Raw genomic sequence first — 19,015 nt, 5'->3', positions numbered from 1 at the left:
TCGTGGGAAGAGGAGCGCGCGACGCTGTCGCGCCAAGTGCGGGGGAGGAGTGGCGCAGGTGGCGGCGGCGGGGTTCGGGACGTGTCAGGTCATCTGTCCGTTTGGGAGATCCGCGCCCGTAGGGACCAGACGATGCGCGACAGCGTCGCGCGTTCCTTCCGGCGCCTGCCCGTCGGTTTACACCAGGGAGTCGTCAGGCGTCGTACTCCAATTTGTTCGCGACCGTTGTCCATCCTGCGGCCGGGCGCAGCGGCCAGCCGGGGTTGTCGGGTGTCCAAACCTGCCCGCCAGGCGGCTGCAGCCATGCGGCCCACCAACTGAAGGAGCTGTTGGCAACAATGGCGTGGCGACAAAGCGTCATGCGGCGGAAGTCGATGAGTTCGTCGTCGGCAGGATCGTGGAAGCGGACCGGGTGGTCTCCGAACTCGAGGCGCTCCCTTGCCCAGTCGAGATCGTCACCGAAGACCTCGAAGCGAGGCGAATCCAGGGTTTCCGCCGCGGCATGGATGCCGCGCGTGTAGTAGCCTGAATCCAGGCGGGGCGCGTAGCGGATTCGCCGGATGTGGAGCATCACGGTGTCGCCGGTTTGAAGACCCCTTTCCAACTCATCGTCACCGGAAGCGGGTGGCTGGAGTTCGCGACGGAGGGAATTGGCGATGTCGGCGAAGTAGGCTTCGCTCTGCCAGTATCCGTTGAGGTGGAGGGTTTGCCGCTTCGAGTGGAATGATGTCAATTGCTCCGGCGGGCGACCGGGGGCCTCTTTGACGTAGTCTTTCCAGAAGGGTGGCAGGAGCTTGTTGATCGAGCGGGTCCAGCGGTGGCGAAGTCCCTTCGGGTCGCCAAGGCGTGCATCCGCCGGGGCCGGGTCGGCCTCGATGGGAAAGCGATCGAGTCGAAACGATCGCCCGTAGTCGTCACGGGCGAAACCCGAGGAGTCGTCGATCAGCAGCTTCCGGCCGTCGCGCCTCGCGAGGGCGCGGGCGGCGGCGTAGCCGAACAGCTGGTTGCCGAGGCCGCCCTTGATGATGGCGATGAGGCGGGGTTTCACGGGTCAGAACTGGAAGTAGATGAACTCGCTGATCTTGTCGAAGTCGCGGCTCACGGCATACAGGATGGCGAGGATGAACAGAAGCCAGACGAGCGTGGGCCGCCACTGCCAGCGTCGACGCGGGCCGAGCGCCCCGCCGGGCAGTTCGCCGAGGCCGAGCGCGGGAAAATAGCGGCGCATGAATTGCTGGGTGTTGGGAAAGGCCCAGACCAGCAGAAGCCCGAGGAGGATCGGCCGCCATGCGCGGGTCGAGGTCGCGACGATCACCGCATCCGGAGCCCACAGGTCGAATCCCTGGAAGCCGAACATCGAGGCGAGGATGATGCCGCTCGTTTGCAGGGCATCGGTCATGCTGCCCTCGCTGGTGATTTCGAAGCTGCCGGCGCGGAAGGGAACCCAGGCGACGACCACGGCGAGGAAGGTGATCAGCACCGCGACCGGACGGGGGATCTTCGGAAGGGAGAAGCGGCGGCCGAGCCAGTGCCAGGCGTGATTGATGCACAGGTAGAGGCCGTGGAGTCCGCCCCACAGGATGAAGGTCCATCCCGCGCCGTGCCACAGGCCGCCGATCAGCATGGTCGTCATCAGGTTGGTGTAGCGGCGGGCGTTCCCGAGGCGGTTTCCACCCAGCGGGATGTAGAGGTAGTCGCGGAGAAAGCGGGACAGCGTGATGTGCCAGCGCCGCCAGAAATCGATGATGGAAGCCGCCTTGTAGGGCGAGTGGAAATTGACCGGGAGGCGGATGCCGAACAGGCGCGCCGATCCGATTGCCATGTCGGAGTAGGCCGAGAAGTCGAAGTAGATCTGCAGCGTGTAGGAAAGTGCGGCGGCCCATGCTTCGCCGAAGGTGATGTAGCGGTCGCCGCCGTGTGCCAGCTCGAAGATCGGATTGGCCGTCCGGGCAAGGTAGTCGGCCAGCACCACCTTCTTGAACAGCCCGAGGAAGAGCAGGGTCGAGCCGACGGCGAGGTCGGTCGGCCGCAGCCCGAGTCCCTGGTGCCGCTTGAACTGCGGCAGCATTTCCCGGTGGTGGACGATGGGCCCGGCGATCAGCTGGGGAAAGAAGGTGACGAAGAGCAGGTAGTCGGCGAAGTGGTATTCCTCGGTTTCACCGCGCCAGGCGTCGACGAGGTAGGCGATCTGTTGGAAGGTGAAGAAGGAGATGCCGAGCGGCAGGACGAACTCGGGGATGGGGAGTCCGCTTTCGCTGACGGCGGCGACGGCCTTGGCGAGGAATCCGGCATACTTGTACCAGGCGAGAAGCCCGAGGTTGGCGGTGACGCCGGCCGTGAGGATGAGCCGCCCGGACCTGCTGGCACGGTGCCGGGAAAGGAAGCGCCCGCACGAGAAGTTGAAGAGGCAGGACGCCCCGATGATCCACAGGTTGGTCCAATCCCAGTAACCGTAGTAGATCAGGCTGGCGGCGGAGAGGAAGACGACGGAGGCGCAGAAGGGCGCCCGCCGCAGCAGCTGGTAGCCCAGCAGCACCGCGGGCAGGAAGAGCAGCAGGTAGATGTAGGAATTGAACAGCATGCCTACTCGTCATCCGTTCCCTTCACCACCCGCCGCCTCCACGCGAGGTCGTCACGTCCCGGCCCCTCGACATAGCGCCGATAGCCCTGCTTCGACCTTTCCACCCACGAGTCGAAGGTATCGGGCGTGAGGCGGGTTCCGTAATCCTCGCCAATCTCAAGCTCGACCGGCCAGCCGAGCATGCGGGCCAGCATCACTCCGCCGATCTCGAGGGTGAAATGGTTGAAATCCAACCAGTATTTCATGCGGTCCTGTTCGTCGGCCGGAAGCGGGTCGCAGTTGATCGGATGGAAATCGCCGAAGTCCCAGAGATCGACGTGTTGGTCGGTGGGCGCGTCCTGGTTCATCCCAGCCACGATTTCGGTGATTGCCCTGCGCTCCGCCGAGTAGGGGAGTAGCGGGGGTGAGTCGGCCCGGGCGTGCACCAGCGCGTGCTCCGGGTGGATGAAGAGGATCAGCCGGATGTCGCGCTCCCGGCAGGTGGTGATGATCCCGGCAAGGAGTTCGGCCTTTTCCGGCAGCAGTGCGCCATCGAGCCGCCCGGCCTCCGGGAAGTCGAACATCTTCTCGCCTTCGAGTGCGCGTGCGAGGAATTCGAGCTGGCTGAAGGGCAGGGGCGGGCGCCGGCGCCGCAGGCCCCGAGAGTCGTACTGCGGAAGTTGGCCGGCGGACTTGCGGTGGAGCGTCTGGATCGAGGCTTCGAGTGTCGAAACGCCGGTGAGGTAGCGGATCTGCCGGTCGAGGGCCAGGCGCTCCGGACCGAGCGGCGAGGCGGCGTAGTCGCCCACCACCCGGCTGTCGAAGTCGGAGCTGAGGTCTCCCGGGTCGATGCCGATGATGACGAGTTCCGGTTGATGGCGCTCGACCAGGTAGCGGAACATCGCGTCGGTCTCGTAGATGAACCCGGCCGGGCAGGCGAGGTTGTAGACATCGTCCCGTGCCCAGCGGGGGTCGAGGGGGTCGAGGCCGTTGGCGACGCGCGACGAGCCGATGAGGGCGACGCCGATCGAGGAGGCGGAGCGGACCAGCCCGCACTTCCCGGTGCGGATCTGCGAGGAGATGTCGCGGTAGGGTTCGAGGGTTTCGGAGCTCAACGGAGTGGGGGTGACCCGCCATGGATCCACCCACAGGTTGATGAGGATGCAGCCGAGCAAGGCTGAGCCCAGGGCCACCGACAGCCCCCTGAGATACCTGCTCACGGCCGACATTTGGCGTGTATGGGCGACGCCGCATACGCTGTCAATCGGGGTAATGACGCGATTTCCCCGGCTTCTGCGGCTTGAAGGAGAATCCGTGGTGGACTTGGTCACGTGGAATATTGGAAATTGAAGCCGACGCTACGCAATGAGGGCAGTAATTCTGGCAGGAGGACTCGGTACACGGATCTCGGAGGAGACAGGATTGAAACCGAAGCCGATGATTGAGATCGGGGGTAAGCCGATTCTATGGCACATCATGAAATCGTATTCCTTTCATGGAGTGACGGAATTCATCATTTGCTGTGGTTACAAGGGCTATGTCATCAAGGAGTACTTCGCCAACTACTTCCTGCACCAGTCGGATGTGACGATTGATATGGCGAGCAATGAGATGGAGGTCCACCAGCGGAATGCCGAACCGTGGCGCGTGACCATGGTGGACACGGGCGAGGCCACCATGACAGGTGGGCGTCTCGCGCGGGTTGGTGACTTTCTCCCACCCAACGAAGATTTCTGTTTCACCTACGGGGATGGTGTATCGGATATCGATATCCAGGCGTTGATGGCATTTCACCGTCAGCATGGAAAGATGGCGACCGTCACGGCGGTTCGCCCTCCCGGCCGATACGGGGCACTGAAGCGTGACGGGAACCGGGTGCACGGTTTCATCGAGAAACCCGGTGGCGATGGTGGATGGATCAACGGGGGCTACTTCGTGCTTTCCCCCAGGTGCATCGACCTGATCAAGGGCGACATGACGACTTGGGAGGCCGAGCCTCTTCAGACTCTCGCGGCGGAGGGGAATCTGATGTGCTACGAGCATCCCGGGTTCTGGCAACCGATGGATACCTTGAGGGACAAGATGCACCTGGAGAGTCTCTGGGAGTCGGGGAACGCACCATGGAAGCAGTGGTAGACGCACGACAGTGGAACGGGAAGCGGGTGTTTCTCACGGGGCACACCGGCTTCAAGGGCGGATGGCTCTCGCTGTGGTTGTCCCGGATGGGGGCGGAGGTGCACGGCTTCGCGCTGGATCCCCTCCGGAGTCCGTCGCTCTGCGAGGTGGCGGGGGTGGCTGCTGCGCAAGCATCGGACGTTCGCGCCGATCTGGCTGATCTGCCGGCGCTGACGACTGCCATGACCCGGGCGCGTCCGGACGTCCTTTTCCATCTGGCGGCGCAACCGCTGGTGCGCGAGAGCTACCTGCGACCCCTCGAGACGTTCCAGACGAATGTGATGGGCACGCTGCACGTGCTCGAGGCTGCACGGGGGATCGACTCGATCCGTGCCATCGTCGTGGTGACCACCGACAAGGTCTACCACAACCGCGAGTGGGAGCATCCGTATCGTGAGGTGGACCGACTGGGTGGGCGCGATCCGTACAGTGCGAGCAAGGCGGCCGCCGAACTGGCGACCGACGCCTACCGGGCGAGTTTCTTTTCCGCGGCCGGAGCGGCGCGAGTCTCGACGGCCCGGGCAGGCAACGTCATCGGTGGTGGAGACTGGTCCGACGACCGACTGGTTCCGGGATGCCTCGAGGCCTTCGAAGCAGGTGAGACGGTGAAACTGCGGAATCCGGATGCCGTCCGGCCCTGGCAGCACGTGCTGGATCCGCTGCACGGCTACTTGTTGCTCGCCGAGCGAATGATGGAGGGTGCCGGTGGTTTCGTGGAGAGCTGGAATTTCGGTCCCGAGGACGGGAACGGGGCGCGAGTCGGGGAGGTGGCGGCGATGATTGCCGAGATCTGGGGTGAGGGGGCCAGTGTGTTGGCTGACCCGGGACGGGACGAACCTCACGAGGCGGGATTGCTCAAGCTCGACAGCTCAAAGGCTCGGAGTCGCCTCGGATGGCGGCCTCGATGGGGATTGCGAAAGTCTTTGGAGAAGACCGTCGAGTGGCACCGGGCATTTCTTGCCGGGGAGGACATGAGTGCCGTCACGCTGCGGCAGATCGAAGACTTCACCGGGGAACTTTCGTGAAGCAGTTGCCCCTGGTCGACGGATCCCCCGAAAGCCTGGCTCTTTTCGAGCGGAATCGTCTTGGCGATGCAAGAGGCTGGTTCGAGCGGATGTTCTGCGAGGACGAACTTGCGGGCGTACTGGCCGGGCGCCGAATCGTACAGGTCAATCGCACACTCACCCGGGAATTGGGGGCGGTGCGGGGGATGCACAGTCAGCTGCCACCGCACGCCGAGTTGAAGGTGGTCAGTTGTGTGCGGGGCGAGGTCTTCGACGTGGCTCTCGATCTGCGCAAGGGATCGCCCACCTTCCTCCAGTGGCATGGCGAGGTGCTCAGCGCGGAGAACCGGCGGGCACTGGTGATTCCGGAAGGCTTTGCCCACGGGTTCCAGACCTTGGGCGAGGATTGCGAGATGCTCTACTTCCATACCGCGGCCTATGAGCCGTCGTCCGAATTCCGGATCAATCCCCGCGATCCGCGGGCTGGCATCGAGTGGCCGTTGGGGATTTCGGTCATGTCGGAGAAAGATTCCGATTGCCCCATGCTGGAGGAATCGTTTCAAGGGGTCGCGCCGTGAATTGCCGCCATTGTCAGACCCCGGTTCGTCTGCCCTTCCTCGATCTCGGGAGTGCGCCCCCCTCCAACGCGTATCTGACACCCGCCAAGCTCTCTGAGCCGGAGCTCTGGTTCCCCCTGCGGGTGGGCGTGTGCGAGAATTGCTGGCTGGTGCAGACGGAGGATTTCACGCGTGCCGATGCGCTCTTCGACCCGGATTACGGCTACTTCAGCGCCATGTCGGAAAGCTGGCTGCGGCACTGCGAGCGGTTCGTGGGTGAGGCGTCCGATCGTTTCGGGCTGAATGGCGATTCACGTGTGGTCGAGGTCGCGTCGAACGACGGCTATCTTCTCCAGTATGTGCAGGAGCGGGGGATCCCGTGCCTTGGCATCGAACCGACCCACAGCACTGCGGAGCTGGCCAGGAATCGCGGAATCGAGGTGGTCGAGGAGTTTTTCGGCCGCCGTGTCGGAGCCAATCTGGCGCGTCAGGGTTGGGCGGCGGATTTGATGATCGCCAACAACGTGCTCGCCCACGTGCCCGACATCAACGACTTCGTCAGTGGGTTTGCCGAACTGCTCAAGCCGTCCGGTGTGGCGAGCTTCGAGTTCCCCCACTTGCTGGAGCTGGTCGAGGGTTGCCAGTTTGACACGATTTACCATGAGCACTTTTCCTACCTCTCGCTGACTGCGGTGAAGGCCATCTTTGAAGCGAATGGCCTGCGGATCATCGATGTCGAGCGATTGCCGACCCATGGCGGGAGTCTGAGGATTTTTGCGGATCGACTCGATGGGATCGATCGCCTCGTGAGCGCGGAGGTCAGGGACCTGCTGGAGTTGGAGAAGTCCGCGGGAATGACCCAGCGTGCGTTCTATGAGGGTTTCCAACCGAAGGCGGAGTCGGTGAAGATGGGGTTCATCGAGTTTCTCGTGGACGCCCGGAGGAAGGGCAAGCGCGTCGCCGGTTACGGAGCCGCCGCAAAGGGAAACACATTGCTCAATTTTGCGGGGGTCCGGGGCGACCTGATCGAGTTCGTGGCAGATCGCAGTCCCGGAAAGCAGGGAAAGTTCCTCCCAGGTAGCCGGATTCCTATCGTCGAAGAGAGCGTGCTGCTGGAAAGTGCACCGGATTACGTGATCATCTTCCCCTGGAACCTCAAGGATGAGTTGATGTCCCAGCTTGAAGTGCTGCGAAGAGGCGGCACAAAGTTGGTGACGGCGGTGCCGGGGTTGGAGATTCATGGATGAAGAACCTCCCAATAACGGCTTGTCGGCAGCCCCTGATGGCCACAGAGAAATGAGTGTTGCGTGAAGGTACAGCCAGAGGATCTACGAGAAACGGTGGTCGTCACCGGAGCAACCGGTTTTCTGGGCCGGCATGTCATGGCCAGGCTTCGCGAGGAGCCTGTGAAAATCGTGGCGGCGGCCCGTGCGCTGGAGGACGCACCGGAGAGTCGCCATCTTGATATTCGCGACGATCCGAAAGGCGCATACGAGAAGTTGGGTTGTCCCGACCGGGTGATCCACCTCGCCTGGGGCGGCCTTCCGAATTTTCGAAAGGAGTCCCACCTGGTTGAGGAACTGCCGGCGCACAAGGCCTTCCTTGGCGAATTGCTCGCGGCCGGTCTGAAGTCGCTGACCGTCGCCGGAACCTGTCTCGAGTACGGGATCCGGGAAGGGGAGCTTTGGGAAGGTATGGAGGCGGCTCCGGACACGGCCTACGGGATATCCAAGGACCGGTTGCGGCGATGGTTGGAACAACGGCGCGAGCAGTCGGCGTTTGGGCTGACGTGGGGGCGGATATTTTATGTTTATGGAGAGGGGCAATCGGAGAGGGCCTTGTTGCCGCAGCTTGCTGCTGCGGCAAAGGGGACCGGGGTTCTGGACATGTCGGGCGGCGAACAGGTACGCGACTTCGTGCCGGTGACCGAAGTCGCGGATGCTTTGGTTCGACTCACCCTGGGTGGCGGTGACCACGGGGTGGTGAATATCTGCTCGGGAAGACCGAAGACCGTGCGGGAGCAGGTCGAGGAGTGGCTGGAGGAGAATGGCTGGGAGTTGAAACTGAATCTGGGGCGTTATCCCTATCCTGATTACGAAGCGATGTCGTTCTGGGGATCGCGGGAGAAGCTGAAGCAATGTCTGTCATGAGCCAGATTCAGGAACTCTACCGTGTGGCCGGACTTCCGGTTTTTCAGAACGTCGTCTATCCGACGGCGGAAGAGGCGCGGGACTGCCCCAGGGGGGACATGCGCCTGGTGCAGGACCTGAAAACGGGGCTGATTTTCAACGCGGACTTCGATCCGTCGCGGGTCGACTACGATGCGGACTACCAGAACGAACAGGCGGTTAGTGGAAGTTTCCGGGCGCACCTCGATCGGGTGACGGAAATCATCCGCGGCCACTTCGAAAGCATGGATCTCATCGAGGTCGGGTGTGGGAAGGGCTGGTTTCTGCGGCATTTGAGGGAGTCCGGATTCACGGTGACCGGCCTCGATCCGACCTATGAGGGTGACGACCCGGGGATCCGGAAGGAGTATTTCGGACCTGCGACGGGGCTGCGGGGTGACGCCCTGATCCTGCGTCACGTATTGGAGCATATCCCAGATCCCGTTGCCTTCCTGGAGCATCTGTGTGAGTCCAACGGAGGCAAGGGGCTGATCTACATTGAGGTGCCGTGCTTCGACTGGATCATGGAGCACCGTTCGTGGTTTGATGTGTTCTACGAGCATGTGAACTATTTTCGCCTGAGTGACTTCCACCGCATCTTCGGCCGGGTGCTGGAGTCGGGGCGGGTCTTTGGAGAGCAGTATCTCTACGTGGTTGCCGACCTTTCCTCGGTGATGACACCGGCGATGGTCGATATGGTGGATTTCCCGGAGGACTTTGCCGCTGGTATCGAATCCAGCGTGAGCCGGTTGCGCGAAGGAAGATCGGCCATCTGGGGAGGGTCTTCGAAGGGAGTGATTTTCTCCCTGATGGCCGAGCGAGCGGGGGTGGCGGTCGATCAGGTGTTCGATATCAACCCCGTGAAACAGGGACGCTATTTGCCGGCCACCGGCATCGAGGTGAAGAACCCGGAACGGGTTTTCGAACTCCTTGAGCCGGGTTCGAACCTGTGTGTGATGAACTCCAATTATCTTGAAGAGATTCGGGCGATGACCCGGAACCAATACCGATTGATCGCAATTGACCAGTTATGAGACCATTTGAAGAAGAAGTTGCCGGACGGATCGCGGCCAATGGAGCCGATGAGGGGTTGAAACGTGCTGCCGCCGGGTTCATGGAGGCGAGCATACCGGCGAAGTACTCCTACAATTTCCGGTGGATGGGCCGACCCATCATCCAGTACCCGCAGGATATCGTGGCAACGCAGGAGCTGATCTATTCGGTTCAGCCCGACCTCATCATTGAAACCGGCATTGCCCATGGAGGATCAATCATCTTCTCCGCATCCATGCTTGAACTCAACGCGGCTTGCGGCGGTCCCGCTGATGCCAAAGTCGTGGCCGTTGACATCGAGATTCGCGAGCACAACCGGAAGGCGATCGAGGCGCATCCCATGGCACGCCGAATCCGCATGATCGAGGGCTCCAGCATTGCTCCGGAGGTTGTCGGGCAGGTGCGGATCGAGGCAGAGGGCCGCAGGCGGGTGATGGTACTGCTGGACAGCAATCACACCCATGAGCATGTCCTTGCCGAGTTGCGGGCCTTCGCCCCCCTGGTGACGAAAGATAGTTACTGTGTGGTCTTTGACACGGTGGTCGAGGATCTTCCGGCGGAGTTTTCCTCGGACAGGCCCTGGGCTCCCGGCGATAATCCCCGGACCGCGGTGAACGAATACCTGAAGGAAACCGATGCCTTCGAGGTTGATCGCGGCTTGGACGACAAGATCCTGATCAGCGTGGCAGGAGGAGGCTACCTGAGGCGGATCCGCTGATGGGTGGAAGCTGAATGTAAAGGCGAAGCGGTTCGGACATCATGTCGGATATTGACTTGAGTTCGCTGACGACGGCGGTTCCCGTATTCAATGAGGAGCGATATATCGTGGAGGCCCTCGAGTCGTGCGTGGGCCAGACGGAGCGCCTGTTGATCTACGACAACTGCTCGACCGATGGGACTCGCGAGTTGTGTGAGCGGTTCGCGGCGGAGCACGACGGGTGCGTCTACATCCGGCATCAGAAGAATATTGGTGCGTTTGCAAACTTCCGCCACGCCCTCTTCGAGTGTGATACGGAGTTCTTTCATTGGGTGGGCGCTCATGATCGCCTCGACGACGGGGCGGTCGGCATCCTGTTGGACGCTCTCGGGCGGCACCCTGATGCTGTGTTGGCTGCAGCGCAGGTAAGGCACATGGATGAGGGTAGTCGTCCCATTGCGATGAAGAAGCCGATGACCTACGGCGAGGGATTGATGTCCGATGATGTGTTCGAGCGCTTGTTGACGAGGGAGACAATCACGCGGGACTGTTTCATCATTCACGGGATTTTCCGGACCGAAGTCGCCCGGGCTGCCTGGCGCGACCCGGTTTGTACCGCTTGGGACGAGGCGTATCTGCTGCGTATCGCCGCGGCGGGCAAGATCGCGTTTGACCCCGCTGCCGGCTATTGGGCGAGGATGCGCACGCGGAACTGGAAGAAGGTCTCCGCGGAGAAGGAAGGCCGGGTCGCGGGGGCGAATCCGGCTGAAAGGGACCAGTCGATGATGACCCAGATGATGTTTCAGACGATCACCGGCTTGCTGGATTCTCCCCAGGCGGTCCGGTCCGCGTTCCGGTTGGTCGAGGCAATCCATCGCGCCCACCATGAGACGAGGCAGGAGAGGAGAAAACGACGTGTCAGGCAGTGGTTGCCGATAGCGCTCCTGATTGCGTTGGTGATTTGTGTGCTCGGCTGGATCCTCAAGTAGTGACGGACCGTCTATCTTGGGGGAGCGGCCTTATTCCCGGGAGTGCGGACTCAGGGTTTGCCGGCTTCTTCGAGCATTTGAATGGTCCATCTTGTGTCTTCCGGGTGGGTTCTGGTGTAGCGCTCGTAACCGCGGAAAAAGGCCTGCGAAATGAGTTCCATGTTTTCCGGAGTGACACGGGTGCCGTAAGGGCCTTCGCCTTCAATGGGCGTGACTGGTTTTCCGGTCACGATACATTCAATCATCCAATTTCCGACGGTCTCGGTTGCGTGGGTGCCATCGATCCAGTACTTCATCTTCCCGGTGGAACCCTCGGCGGTGATGGACTCGCAGTTGACCGGGTGAAAATCACAGAAATCCCAAACGGCGACTTCGGGGAATTCCGGGTGCTGTTGTCTGAAGTCCGAGACAATCCGCAAGATGGCCCGGCGATTCGTTTCAAAAGCGGGATCTGGGAAGTCGGCCTCAAAGAAGACGAGGAGGTAAGCGGCGTGATTCGGTGGAATCAGGATGGTCAGGGAGATTTCATGCCTGCGGCAGGTTTCGAGGATGGACTTGAGGGCGGCGACCTTTTCAGGGACAAGTTTCCCGGGGTCGGGCACTCGTCTGATCCATGAGATTGCCTGCGGTAGTGAGTCCGTGAGAAAGATGGCCCGGAACGGACGACCGTCCAATGAGTGGGCCCACTGGCCGAGTTGATCATAGGATGCGAGACGGCCTTTCGCCCGGTAGTGGAGAGCTTTCACCGACATCTCTGTGGAGGACCCGCCCAAGTGATATCGCAGGGTTCTTTCGATTGGGTGGGTTGCCTCGTCCAGAGGTGACTGGGCAAACGCCGAGGGATTGGGAATGGTGATGGAGGACGTCAGGTCGTAGTGATCGATGCCGAGGATCACCGTCTTCAGGTCGTTGGATTGGGCGGCAAGCTCGATCATCGGTGCGAATTCGCACAGGTTGCCGCCGCGAAGCGACAGGTTGACGACTTGCTGTCCTGCGAAGAGCGGATGGCGGGGATCGAAGGCGATATCGAGTCGGGATGATCCGACGATCACGGTGTCCCACTCACCGGTGCTGGCAAGCCCTGCCTTGCCGGTTCGGGGATGCTTGTGGATGGGCTTGTGGTCGGCGAACTGCGGGTCACTCCAAGGAGCTGGCGAAACCCAGAGCGGATTGACCCAAGTGTTCAATCCAAACGAGACCGTGAGGGTGATGACCGTTCCGATCAGCATTCTGAACGTGTATCGGCGCGTTGGCGAGGATGGGCGCATTCGGGTCGAAGTGGTTACTGCCTGCAAAGAAGACTTAGCGCGGGGCCTCTTCGTCGGAGGTGTTCTGGTATTGCCGGGCGATGGATTGGACCCAGTCGACATCGCCGGGGTTCTCTCTCAGATAGCGGTCGTAAGAGTCTCTGATTTCAGTCTCTCGCTCATCAATGTCCTCAGGGGTGATGATGCAGCCGTAGGTCTTTTCGTCGGGATCCTCCAACGGCCAGCCGTGGATGCGTGAGAGCATCACAGTGCCCAGTGTTTCGAGCGCGTGGGTTCCATCCACCCAGTATTTCATCGGGCCTTCTCCCAATTTCGGAATCCTCTCGGCATTCAGCGGATGGAAATCGTTGAAGTCCCAGACGACGACCGGCGGCGAGTTGGGAAACTTCGCATTCTCCTCTGCGACGACCTCGACGATCTTCCGCCGCTCGACCATGAAGAAGGGATCCGGGTCGCCCTGGAGCGGCATGTTGACGAGATAGGCGGCGTGGTTCGGAGGGATGATGATGACCATTTCCACTCCGGCCCCCAGGCAGGCCCTCAAGCCGCGCCGGAGGGCCTCGACCTTGCGCTCGCTGACCTTGAGTTCCGCCTTGCGCAGCCGCACGTAGCGGATGGCGAAGGGAATCGAGTCCCGCTTGAGGATCGTCCGAACCGGGTCGGCCGAGCGATGGTGGGCCCAGTGACCCTTTGCCGTGTAGGGGGGGACGACGCCCTCCTCGCGGGCCTTGAGGGTCTTGTAGGATGCCTCGGCGGAGGAAAAGCCGACCATGTAGCGCAACTCCCGCTCGAAGGGGCTGCCGCGGTCGCTGAAGGGCGAGTCGAAGAAGCCGGCGTTCAGGGCCTTGTCGTCCTCGGAGGTCAGGTCGGTGAGGTCGAGGCCGAGGATGACCCGCTTGAGTTCCGGTTGCCGCTCGACCACGTACTCGGCGATGACCGCGTTTTCGGTGATGCTGCCGGCGCTGATGCCGAGATTGACGACCCGGAGGTCGCCCCACTGGGGAATGTCGGGATCGAGCCCGATCGCAACCCTGGAAGATCCGACGAGGGCCACATCCCAGGGTTGGGAGCGGGCCAGCCCCGCCTTGGCGGTGCGCAGGTTCCGGTAGATCTGCCGGTGCTCGGCGAAACTTTCGTCGGTCCACGGACTCGGTGTCACCCACAGGGGATTGATCCAGGTGTTGACCAGCGTGAAGAGCCCCAGAATGACGAGCACGGTGCCCAGCAGACCCAGCGCCACCCTCCGGTAGGGGTTGCCGCGTCGACGGGATCTGGAAACGGACTTGCCCAAGGAAAGGTCAGAACTGGAAGTAGATGAACTCGCTGAGCTTGTCGAACTGGTGGATGGTCACCAGCAACATCAGCAGGGTGAAGATGAACCAACCGGTTGTCGGCCTCCATTGCCACCAGCGGCGTGGTCCGCGGACATTGTCTTCAAAGGCGTAGGGGTCGATGGACGGCTGGTAGCGCCCCATGAACTGCTGGGTGTTCGGCAGGAGCCAGCAGACGAACACCAGCAGGCAGACGCGGATCGCGTGACTGTCCTTGACGACGAAGGCGCTGCGGTCCGGCCAGCCGCCGAACCCGTTGAAACCGAACATCGAGGCGAACATGGTGCGCGTGGTTTCGAGCGCCTTGGCGGTCGAGCCGCTCGCACCGAGCTCGAAGGCTCCCGCGCGGAACGGCACCCATGCGAGAAGCACGAAGAAGAAGGTCAGCAAGACCGCCACCGGCTTGGGGATGGGCGGCAGGCTGAGGCGCTTGCGCAAGGTGATCCAGGCGTGGTTGACGCAGAGGTAGAGGCCGTGAAGCAGGCCCCAGAGCAGGTAGGTCCAGCCGGCCCCGTGCCAGAAGCCGCCGATGATCATCGTGATCAGCAGGTTGAAATAGCGGCGGGACTTGCCGCAGCGGTTTCCGCCCAGCGGGATGTAGAGGTAGTCGCGGAGGAAGCGCGAGAGGGTGATGTGCCAGCGCCGCCAGAACTCGATGATCGAGGTCGCCTTGTAGGGCGAGTGGAAGTTCAGCGGCAGGCGGATGCCGAACAGCCGGGCGGCGCCGATCGCCATGTCGGTGTAGCCCGAAAAGTCGAAATAGATCTGCATCGAGTAGGCCGTGGCCCCGGACCACGCCTCGAGCATCGTCGGCTCGCGGGTTCCGGACCCGGCCAGCCCGAAAATCGCATTGGCGATGGGCGCCGCGTTGTCGGCGATGACCACTTTCTTGAAGAGGCCGATCAGGATGATGGTGACGCCCACCGAGGCATCGACCCAGCGGTGGTTGCGCCAGGCTTCCCGCTGGAACTGCGGCAGCATCTCCTTGTGATGGACGATCGGGCCGGCAATGAGCTGCGGCCAGAACGACACGAAGAGCATGTAGTCCGTGAAGCGATGCTCCTCGGTCTCGCCCCGCCAGGCATCCACCAGGTAGGCGATCTGCTGGAAGGTGAAGAAGGAAATGCCGAGGGCGAGGACCACGGTCGGGATGCTTCCCGGCCAACCAGTGAAATGCTGGAGAACCTGGGCGAGGAATCCGGTGTACTTGAAGTAGGCGAGCAGGCCGAGGTTGGCGACCACGCCGGCGGTGAGGATGGCCTTGCCGGTGGGGGTTCCCCGGGAGCGGGTGATGGCGTTGCCGCAGATGAAGTTGCCGACGCAGGAGCCGAGGATGAGGAACACGTAGACCGGGGTCCAGGGTTCGTTCGGGTTCGGATTCCACCAGCCGTAGTAGAAAAGGCTGCACAGGACGAGCCAGCCGAAGCCGGCCCGGAGATGGATCCTCGCGGCAAGCGAGAACCCAAGAAGCGCGATCGGGAGGAAGAGAAGGAGATAGGTGTATGAATTGAAAATCATGGGCGCTTCCTCGAAGCCGGGATTTGGCCCGAAATGCCCGGGGAGGTCAAGGGAGGTTGCGGGCGACGGGGGAAGCCGTTAAGCAGGGGCCGGGTGAGTCCTTCAGGGAAAGCAAAGCCGCGCGTGGCGGTGCTCGGAAAGACGCGGAGCATTCTGACGTGGTTCGAGGATCTTGTCGTGGCGCTGCGCGGCCTGGGCTGCCAGGTCGAGGCGATCGGCACGCAGGCGGAGGGTGCCTCGGAGAAGCTCTTGCAGCGCCGCGACGGCCTGCGCGATTTGGACAACCCCGGCGTCCGGGAGCGGGTGGCGACGCGGCTCGGGAGTTTCGCTCCCGATCTGGTCATTGCCTTGAACCGGGCGGGTCTTCCGCAGGGCTTGGATGGTGCCTGGGAGCGCCTGATCGACCGGGTGCCCTGGGTGGGCTGGCTCTGCGACAACCTGAACCGAGTGCCACCGGGGCAGGACGCACGGTTCGCCAAAGTCTTCTACTTCGACAGCGGATGCCTCCCGGCCTTGCGGGAGTTCTACGGCGAGCATCGGGCGGATGACTTCGCCTTCCTGCCGCTGGCGGTCAATCCCGGGCGCTATCCATGCCGCGCCCCGGGCGGGAGGAAGCCCGCGCTGGTCTTCGTGGGCAAATGCAGTCCCCACCGGCGCGCGTTGTTTCAGGAGTTGCGCTCGCTGGGCGTGCCTCTCGAGGTCTATGGCCCGGGAGCGGGTGACTGGAGGCGCCCGTGGCGGTCGCGGCGCTTCAACGCGGCCCAGGTGGCGCGCCTGTATGGCACCCATGCCGCCTGCCTGAACCTTCCCCAGCCGGGCAACACCGAGCGGGGCCTGAACCTGCGCGCTTTCGAGGTCCCGTGTGCGGGTGGAGTTTCGCTCTATCCCGAGGTGCCCGATCTCGCCCGCTGCTTCGAGCCGGGCACCGAAATGCTGGTCTATCGCGACGCGCAGGACATCGCGGAGAACATCGTTCCGCTGCTGGGAGACTCCGGGAAGCTCGATGATATCGCGGAGGCGGGGCGGTGCCGGGTTCTGGCCGAGCACACCTTCGAGCACCGGGCCCGGTCCATCCTTGAGGCGATCGGTCTGGGATGAGCGGGTTGCGTCTGCATGTTTGACAAAGATGCCACGGATGGCAAATTGCCATCATGATCAAGACGCAGGTGCAGATTCCGGAGAAGCTCTACCGCGAGGCCAAGCGCGTTGCGGAAGAGCGTGAGTGGTCGTTTGCCGAGGTCATGCGGCGGGGCTTGGAGTACATGACGCGCACGCACCCGCCGGTCGAGGGCCATGGGGTTGAGTTGCCGGTCCTTCCGGCCAAGGCCTTTGCGGAGGATTTCGATCAACTCGATCTGCGGGCCTTGGCCGATGCGGACGAAACCGCGCGCAGCCTCTGAGTCATGCTTGGCATCGACACGAATCTTCTCCTCTATTCGCTTTCGCCGAAGTCGAGGTTTCATGAAGCATCGAGACGCTTTCTGAAGCATGCCTTCAGTGAGGAACGGGTGGTCATCAGCGACCTCGTGCTGGTGGAGCTTTACCTGCACTTGCGGAATCCGGTGGTGATGAGGAGTCCCCTGAGTCCGATGGAAGCGACGTCCACGGTCCGCTCCTTCCTCGGGTTTCCCAGCGTCACCCGGGCCGAAGCGGCGCCGGTCATGGACAAGGTGTGGGAGTGGGCCGCGAAGCCCCGCTTTGCCCGCCGCCGGATCATTGACTTGCGACTGGCGCTGACCCTTCAACATCACGGTGTCACCCGCTTTGCGACGGCGAACGTGAAGGACTTCCAGGGAGTGGGTTTCGAGAAGGTCTGGGATCCGACGGTTGCCAAAAGGTTATGAGGCAGCGGATGGTGAGGGTGATCGCCAGCGTGCTGGAGATCGCCTTCGGGAGTCGCGCCGTGGCGGCCGTCGCGTGTCTTGCGGGCATGGGGTTGGTTGTTTACATCCGGGTTTCGTAAGGTTGATCTCCCGGTGGGCCCATGATCATCTCCCACAAGCATCGCTTCATCTTCGTCAAGACGGCCAAGACGGCGGGAACCAGCCTCGAGGTCTTTCTCGCGAAGCATTGTGGCGAGGACGACATCATCACGCCGACCTTTCCGCTGGTCGAGGGCCACCGCCCGCGCAACTACCGGGGGTCGTTCTGGCCGTTTCCGGAGTTGTTCAGCTTCAACTACCCGCGGGACAAGTCGTTGTTCTGCGAGAGGCGCTTCTTCACCCCGGTGCAGACCTTCCGGGACTGCGTCAGGCGCTGGCGCTATCACGAGCACATCCCGGCGCGGGTCCTGAAAATGCGGGTCGATCCGGAGATCTGGGACGGCTACCACAAGTTCACCATCGAGCGCGACCCGTGGGACAAGACGATCTCGCACTACCACATGCAGCGGTCGTATCGGGACGGTGAACTGAGCTTCGACCAGTATCTCGACGAGGGGACCTTCGCGGTGAACTATCCCTTCTACACCGATCGCGACGGGTCCCTGCTGGTCGACCAGGTGATCCGCTACGAGGAGTTGGCCGCAGAACTCGGAAAGCTGTGCGAGCGTTGGGGAATCCCCTACGAGGGCACGCTGGGCGTGCGGGCAAAGGGTGGCTATCGGACCGACCGACGACCCTACACCGAGGTTTACACGCCGGAGCAGGCGGAGCGGGTGGGGAAGATCTTCGAGCGGGAGATCGCACTGCACGGGTACCGCTTCGGCGGCACGGTGGAGTCCGAAGGAGGGACTATTCCCTGAACCGGCTGCGGGCGATGGCGCGGTAGAGGCCGACGATGTTGCGCTTCATCCGGCTCATGTTGTCCGGGTAGTGGCGCAGGAAGGCGGGCAGCACCTGGATGCTCTTGCTGACGATGGGCACGCCGTGCCACGGCAGCTTGCGGTAGCCGGTCAGGCGGATCTCGCCGTCGTAGCCGGAGAACAGGTGGGTCACCTTGTCGGTGTCGGTGCGCAGGGTCTCGGCGCGGTTGTCCTCGATGCCGAAGGCGGGGAAGTAGGGGGCGTCGACGAAGATCGCGTTCCAGGAGGTGACGCAGATCAGCTCGTAGCCCTTGTCCTTGCCGAGCTTCTCCAGCGCCTTGAGGCTGCACCCGATCTGGGTGCCGAAGACCGGCGGTTGCACGTAGTCGAGCTCGGTGGCCATGGTCGGGTTGAACTCGATGATGACCAGTTTCGGACGGTATTTTTCGACCGCCTTCCACACGTGCCAGTCGTTGCCGTCGATGTCGATGGAGAGCAGGTCGAAGTTCTTCGGGATCGGGGTCTCGCCCAGGATGTGGTCCAGCTTCTGTTCTCCCTCCCATCCGACGAAGCGGCAGAGCGGGTGGACCTTCGGGTTGTCGGCGTAGTTCTTCTTGAGCACCTCGACCTTGGCCGGATTGCCCTCGATGAAGACGACGTGGTAGTCGTGTTCCTCGGCGAGGTGGCAGGTGTTGCTCATGTGGCGGCCGTCCCAGGCGCCGAACTCGACGCACCAGTGGTCGCGCTCCGGGAGCATTTCGAGGGCTTTTCCAAGGATGCCGTCTTCCCCGCATTGGGAGTGGTGGTCCTTCGCGTGCTCGAGGAGCCAGGTGTTCGCTTTGGGCGCTTCAGGGGCGTCGGTGCTCATGGAAGCGGCAGTTTGTCGGGCCACGGCGGGGTTGGCAAGAGTGCCAGCCGGCATCGGCGTGTCTGGATCGGGGCTTGCGGTGGG

Annotated in this window: 19 protein-coding genes; 12 read left to right on the top strand and 7 right to left on the bottom strand. The window is 62.5% G+C overall.

Going from position 1 to position 19,015, the window contains the following annotated elements; all coding sequences use genetic code 11:
* Positions 1-193: 193 nt before the first annotated feature.
* The 3 genes from ACG2LG_RS06300 to ACG2LG_RS06290 are packed head-to-tail and all read right to left on the bottom strand — an operon-like array spanning position 194 to position 3,789.
* Positions 194-1,048 (bottom strand): alpha-1,2-fucosyltransferase, encoded by an 855-nt coding sequence (locus ACG2LG_RS06300; protein WP_396257337.1) that lies wholly within the window; start codon positions 1,046-1,048, stop codon positions 194-196.
* A 3-nt stretch (positions 1,049-1,051) separates the two neighbouring features.
* Positions 1,052-2,581: an MBOAT family O-acyltransferase gene (locus ACG2LG_RS06295; protein WP_396257335.1), complete on the bottom strand. Its 1,530-nt coding sequence runs from the start codon at positions 2,579-2,581 to the stop codon at positions 1,052-1,054.
* A 2-nt stretch (positions 2,582-2,583) separates the two neighbouring features.
* On the bottom strand, positions 2,584-3,789 hold the full coding sequence (locus ACG2LG_RS06290; protein WP_396257334.1) for a hypothetical protein: 1,206 nt from the start codon (positions 3,787-3,789) through the stop codon (positions 2,584-2,586).
* Between the two features lie 136 nt (positions 3,790-3,925).
* Between ACG2LG_RS06290 and rfbF the strand changes: the two genes are divergently transcribed.
* The 8 genes from rfbF to ACG2LG_RS06250 are packed head-to-tail and all read left to right on the top strand — an operon-like array spanning position 3,926 to position 11,203.
* Positions 3,926-4,696, top strand: coding sequence for a glucose-1-phosphate cytidylyltransferase (rfbF, locus tag ACG2LG_RS06285; RefSeq protein ID WP_396257332.1), 771 nt, complete (start codon positions 3,926-3,928; stop codon positions 4,694-4,696).
* The gene (gene rfbG / locus ACG2LG_RS06280) at positions 4,681-5,760 is read left to right on the top strand and encodes a CDP-glucose 4,6-dehydratase (RefSeq protein ID WP_396257330.1); all 1,080 of its coding nucleotides are present in this window, start codon (positions 4,681-4,683) and stop codon (positions 5,758-5,760) included. Before rfbF ends, rfbG begins: the two co-directional genes overlap by 16 nt.
* Positions 5,757-6,317 (top strand): dTDP-4-dehydrorhamnose 3,5-epimerase family protein, encoded by a 561-nt coding sequence (locus ACG2LG_RS06275; protein ID WP_396257328.1) that lies wholly within the window; start codon positions 5,757-5,759, stop codon positions 6,315-6,317. Before rfbG ends, ACG2LG_RS06275 begins: the two co-directional genes overlap by 4 nt.
* Positions 6,314-7,543, top strand: coding sequence for a methyltransferase domain-containing protein (locus tag ACG2LG_RS06270; RefSeq protein WP_396257327.1), 1,230 nt, complete (start codon positions 6,314-6,316; stop codon positions 7,541-7,543). Before ACG2LG_RS06275 ends, ACG2LG_RS06270 begins: the two co-directional genes overlap by 4 nt.
* Positions 7,544-7,603: 60 nt before the next feature.
* Positions 7,604-8,446, top strand: coding sequence for an NAD-dependent epimerase/dehydratase family protein (locus ACG2LG_RS06265; protein ID WP_396257325.1), 843 nt, complete (start codon positions 7,604-7,606; stop codon positions 8,444-8,446).
* Entirely contained in the window at positions 8,443-9,498 is a 1,056-nt protein-coding gene (locus ACG2LG_RS06260; protein ID WP_396257323.1) for a class I SAM-dependent methyltransferase, read from the top strand. Before ACG2LG_RS06265 ends, ACG2LG_RS06260 begins: the two co-directional genes overlap by 4 nt.
* Positions 9,495-10,235: a cephalosporin hydroxylase family protein gene (locus ACG2LG_RS06255; RefSeq protein WP_396257321.1), complete on the top strand. Its 741-nt coding sequence runs from the start codon at positions 9,495-9,497 to the stop codon at positions 10,233-10,235. The genes ACG2LG_RS06260 and ACG2LG_RS06255 overlap by 4 nt, the downstream gene beginning before the upstream one ends.
* A gap of 41 nt (positions 10,236-10,276) precedes the next feature.
* Positions 10,277-11,203 (top strand): glycosyltransferase family 2 protein, encoded by a 927-nt coding sequence (locus ACG2LG_RS06250; protein ID WP_396257319.1) that lies wholly within the window; start codon positions 10,277-10,279, stop codon positions 11,201-11,203.
* Between the two features lie 50 nt (positions 11,204-11,253).
* Here the strand turns inward: ACG2LG_RS06250 and ACG2LG_RS06245 are convergent, their stop codons facing one another.
* From ACG2LG_RS06245 to ACG2LG_RS06235, 3 genes are read right to left on the bottom strand one after another with little or no spacing between them, the layout of a single operon-like run.
* Positions 11,254-12,573, bottom strand: a complete 1,320-nt coding sequence (locus ACG2LG_RS06245) for a hypothetical protein (protein ID WP_396257318.1) — start codon at positions 12,571-12,573, stop codon at positions 11,254-11,256.
* Positions 12,506-13,762 (bottom strand): hypothetical protein, encoded by a 1,257-nt coding sequence (locus tag ACG2LG_RS06240; RefSeq protein ID WP_396257316.1) that lies wholly within the window; start codon positions 13,760-13,762, stop codon positions 12,506-12,508. Before ACG2LG_RS06240 ends, ACG2LG_RS06245 begins: the two co-directional genes overlap by 68 nt.
* Before the next feature lie 7 nt (positions 13,763-13,769).
* On the bottom strand, positions 13,770-15,320 hold the full coding sequence (locus ACG2LG_RS06235; RefSeq protein ID WP_396257314.1) for an MBOAT family O-acyltransferase: 1,551 nt from the start codon (positions 15,318-15,320) through the stop codon (positions 13,770-13,772).
* 123 nt (positions 15,321-15,443) lie between these two features.
* On the opposite strand from ACG2LG_RS06235, the gene ACG2LG_RS06230 reads away from it, so the two are divergent.
* The 4 genes from ACG2LG_RS06230 to ACG2LG_RS06215 all read left to right on the top strand — a co-directional run bounded on the left by ACG2LG_RS06230 (position 15,444) and on the right by ACG2LG_RS06215 (position 18,063).
* Positions 15,444-16,418, top strand: a complete 975-nt coding sequence (locus ACG2LG_RS06230; protein WP_396257312.1) for a glycosyltransferase — start codon at positions 15,444-15,446, stop codon at positions 16,416-16,418.
* 53 nt (positions 16,419-16,471) lie between these two features.
* Positions 16,472-16,720, top strand: a complete 249-nt coding sequence (locus ACG2LG_RS06225; RefSeq protein ID WP_396257310.1) for a hypothetical protein — start codon at positions 16,472-16,474, stop codon at positions 16,718-16,720.
* A gap of 3 nt (positions 16,721-16,723) precedes the next feature.
* Entirely contained in the window at positions 16,724-17,164 is a 441-nt protein-coding gene (locus tag ACG2LG_RS06220) for a TA system VapC family ribonuclease toxin (protein ID WP_396257308.1), read from the top strand.
* Positions 17,165-17,304: 140 nt separating this feature from the next.
* Entirely contained in the window at positions 17,305-18,063 is a 759-nt protein-coding gene (locus tag ACG2LG_RS06215; RefSeq protein ID WP_396257306.1) for a hypothetical protein, read from the top strand.
* Here ACG2LG_RS06215 and ACG2LG_RS06210 read toward each other — a convergent pair.
* Positions 18,053-18,931 carry an FkbM family methyltransferase gene (locus ACG2LG_RS06210; protein WP_396257304.1) on the bottom strand — a complete coding sequence of 293 codons (879 nt, stop codon included), beginning with the start codon at positions 18,929-18,931 and terminating at the stop codon, positions 18,053-18,055. The genes ACG2LG_RS06215 and ACG2LG_RS06210 overlap by 11 nt on opposite strands.
* Positions 18,932-19,015 lie beyond the last annotated feature (84 nt).

Source organism: Haloferula sp. A504, assembly GCF_044385805.1.
Lineage (GTDB): Bacteria > Verrucomicrobiota > Verrucomicrobiia > Verrucomicrobiales > Akkermansiaceae > Haloferula.
Note: the sequence above shows the minus strand (reverse complement) of the source record. Positions and strands in the feature narration are given on the sequence as shown.

Bases quoted from the DNA above. Each gene is read 5' to 3' on its own strand.
- ACG2LG_RS06295 (WP_396257335.1), bottom strand. From the start codon at position 2,581: ATGCTGTTCAATTCCTACATCTACCTGCTGCTCTTCCTGCCCGCGGTG.
- ACG2LG_RS06290 (WP_396257334.1), bottom strand. From the start codon at position 3,789: ATGTCGGCCGTGAGCAGGTATCTCAGGGGGCTGTCGGTGGCCCTGGGC.
- rfbF (WP_396257332.1), top strand. From the start codon at position 3,926: ATGAGGGCAGTAATTCTGGCAGGAGGACTCGGTACACGGATCTCGGAG.
- rfbG (WP_396257330.1), top strand. From the start codon at position 4,681: ATGGAAGCAGTGGTAGACGCACGACAGTGGAACGGGAAGCGGGTGTTT.
- ACG2LG_RS06260 (WP_396257323.1), top strand. From the start codon at position 8,443: ATGAGCCAGATTCAGGAACTCTACCGTGTGGCCGGACTTCCGGTTTTT.
- ACG2LG_RS06255 (WP_396257321.1), top strand. From the start codon at position 9,495: ATGAGACCATTTGAAGAAGAAGTTGCCGGACGGATCGCGGCCAATGGA.
- ACG2LG_RS06250 (WP_396257319.1), top strand. From the start codon at position 10,277: ATGTCGGATATTGACTTGAGTTCGCTGACGACGGCGGTTCCCGTATTC.
- ACG2LG_RS06245 (WP_396257318.1), bottom strand. From the start codon at position 12,573: ATGTCGACTGGGTCCAATCCATCGCCCGGCAATACCAGAACACCTCCG.
- ACG2LG_RS06235 (WP_396257314.1), bottom strand. From the start codon at position 15,320: ATGATTTTCAATTCATACACCTATCTCCTTCTCTTCCTCCCGATCGCG.
- ACG2LG_RS06225 (WP_396257310.1), top strand. From the start codon at position 16,472: ATGATCAAGACGCAGGTGCAGATTCCGGAGAAGCTCTACCGCGAGGCC.
- ACG2LG_RS06220 (WP_396257308.1), top strand. From the start codon at position 16,724: ATGCTTGGCATCGACACGAATCTTCTCCTCTATTCGCTTTCGCCGAAG.
- ACG2LG_RS06215 (WP_396257306.1), top strand. From the start codon at position 17,305: ATGATCATCTCCCACAAGCATCGCTTCATCTTCGTCAAGACGGCCAAG.
- ACG2LG_RS06210 (WP_396257304.1), bottom strand. From the start codon at position 18,931: ATGAGCACCGACGCCCCTGAAGCGCCCAAAGCGAACACCTGGCTCCTC.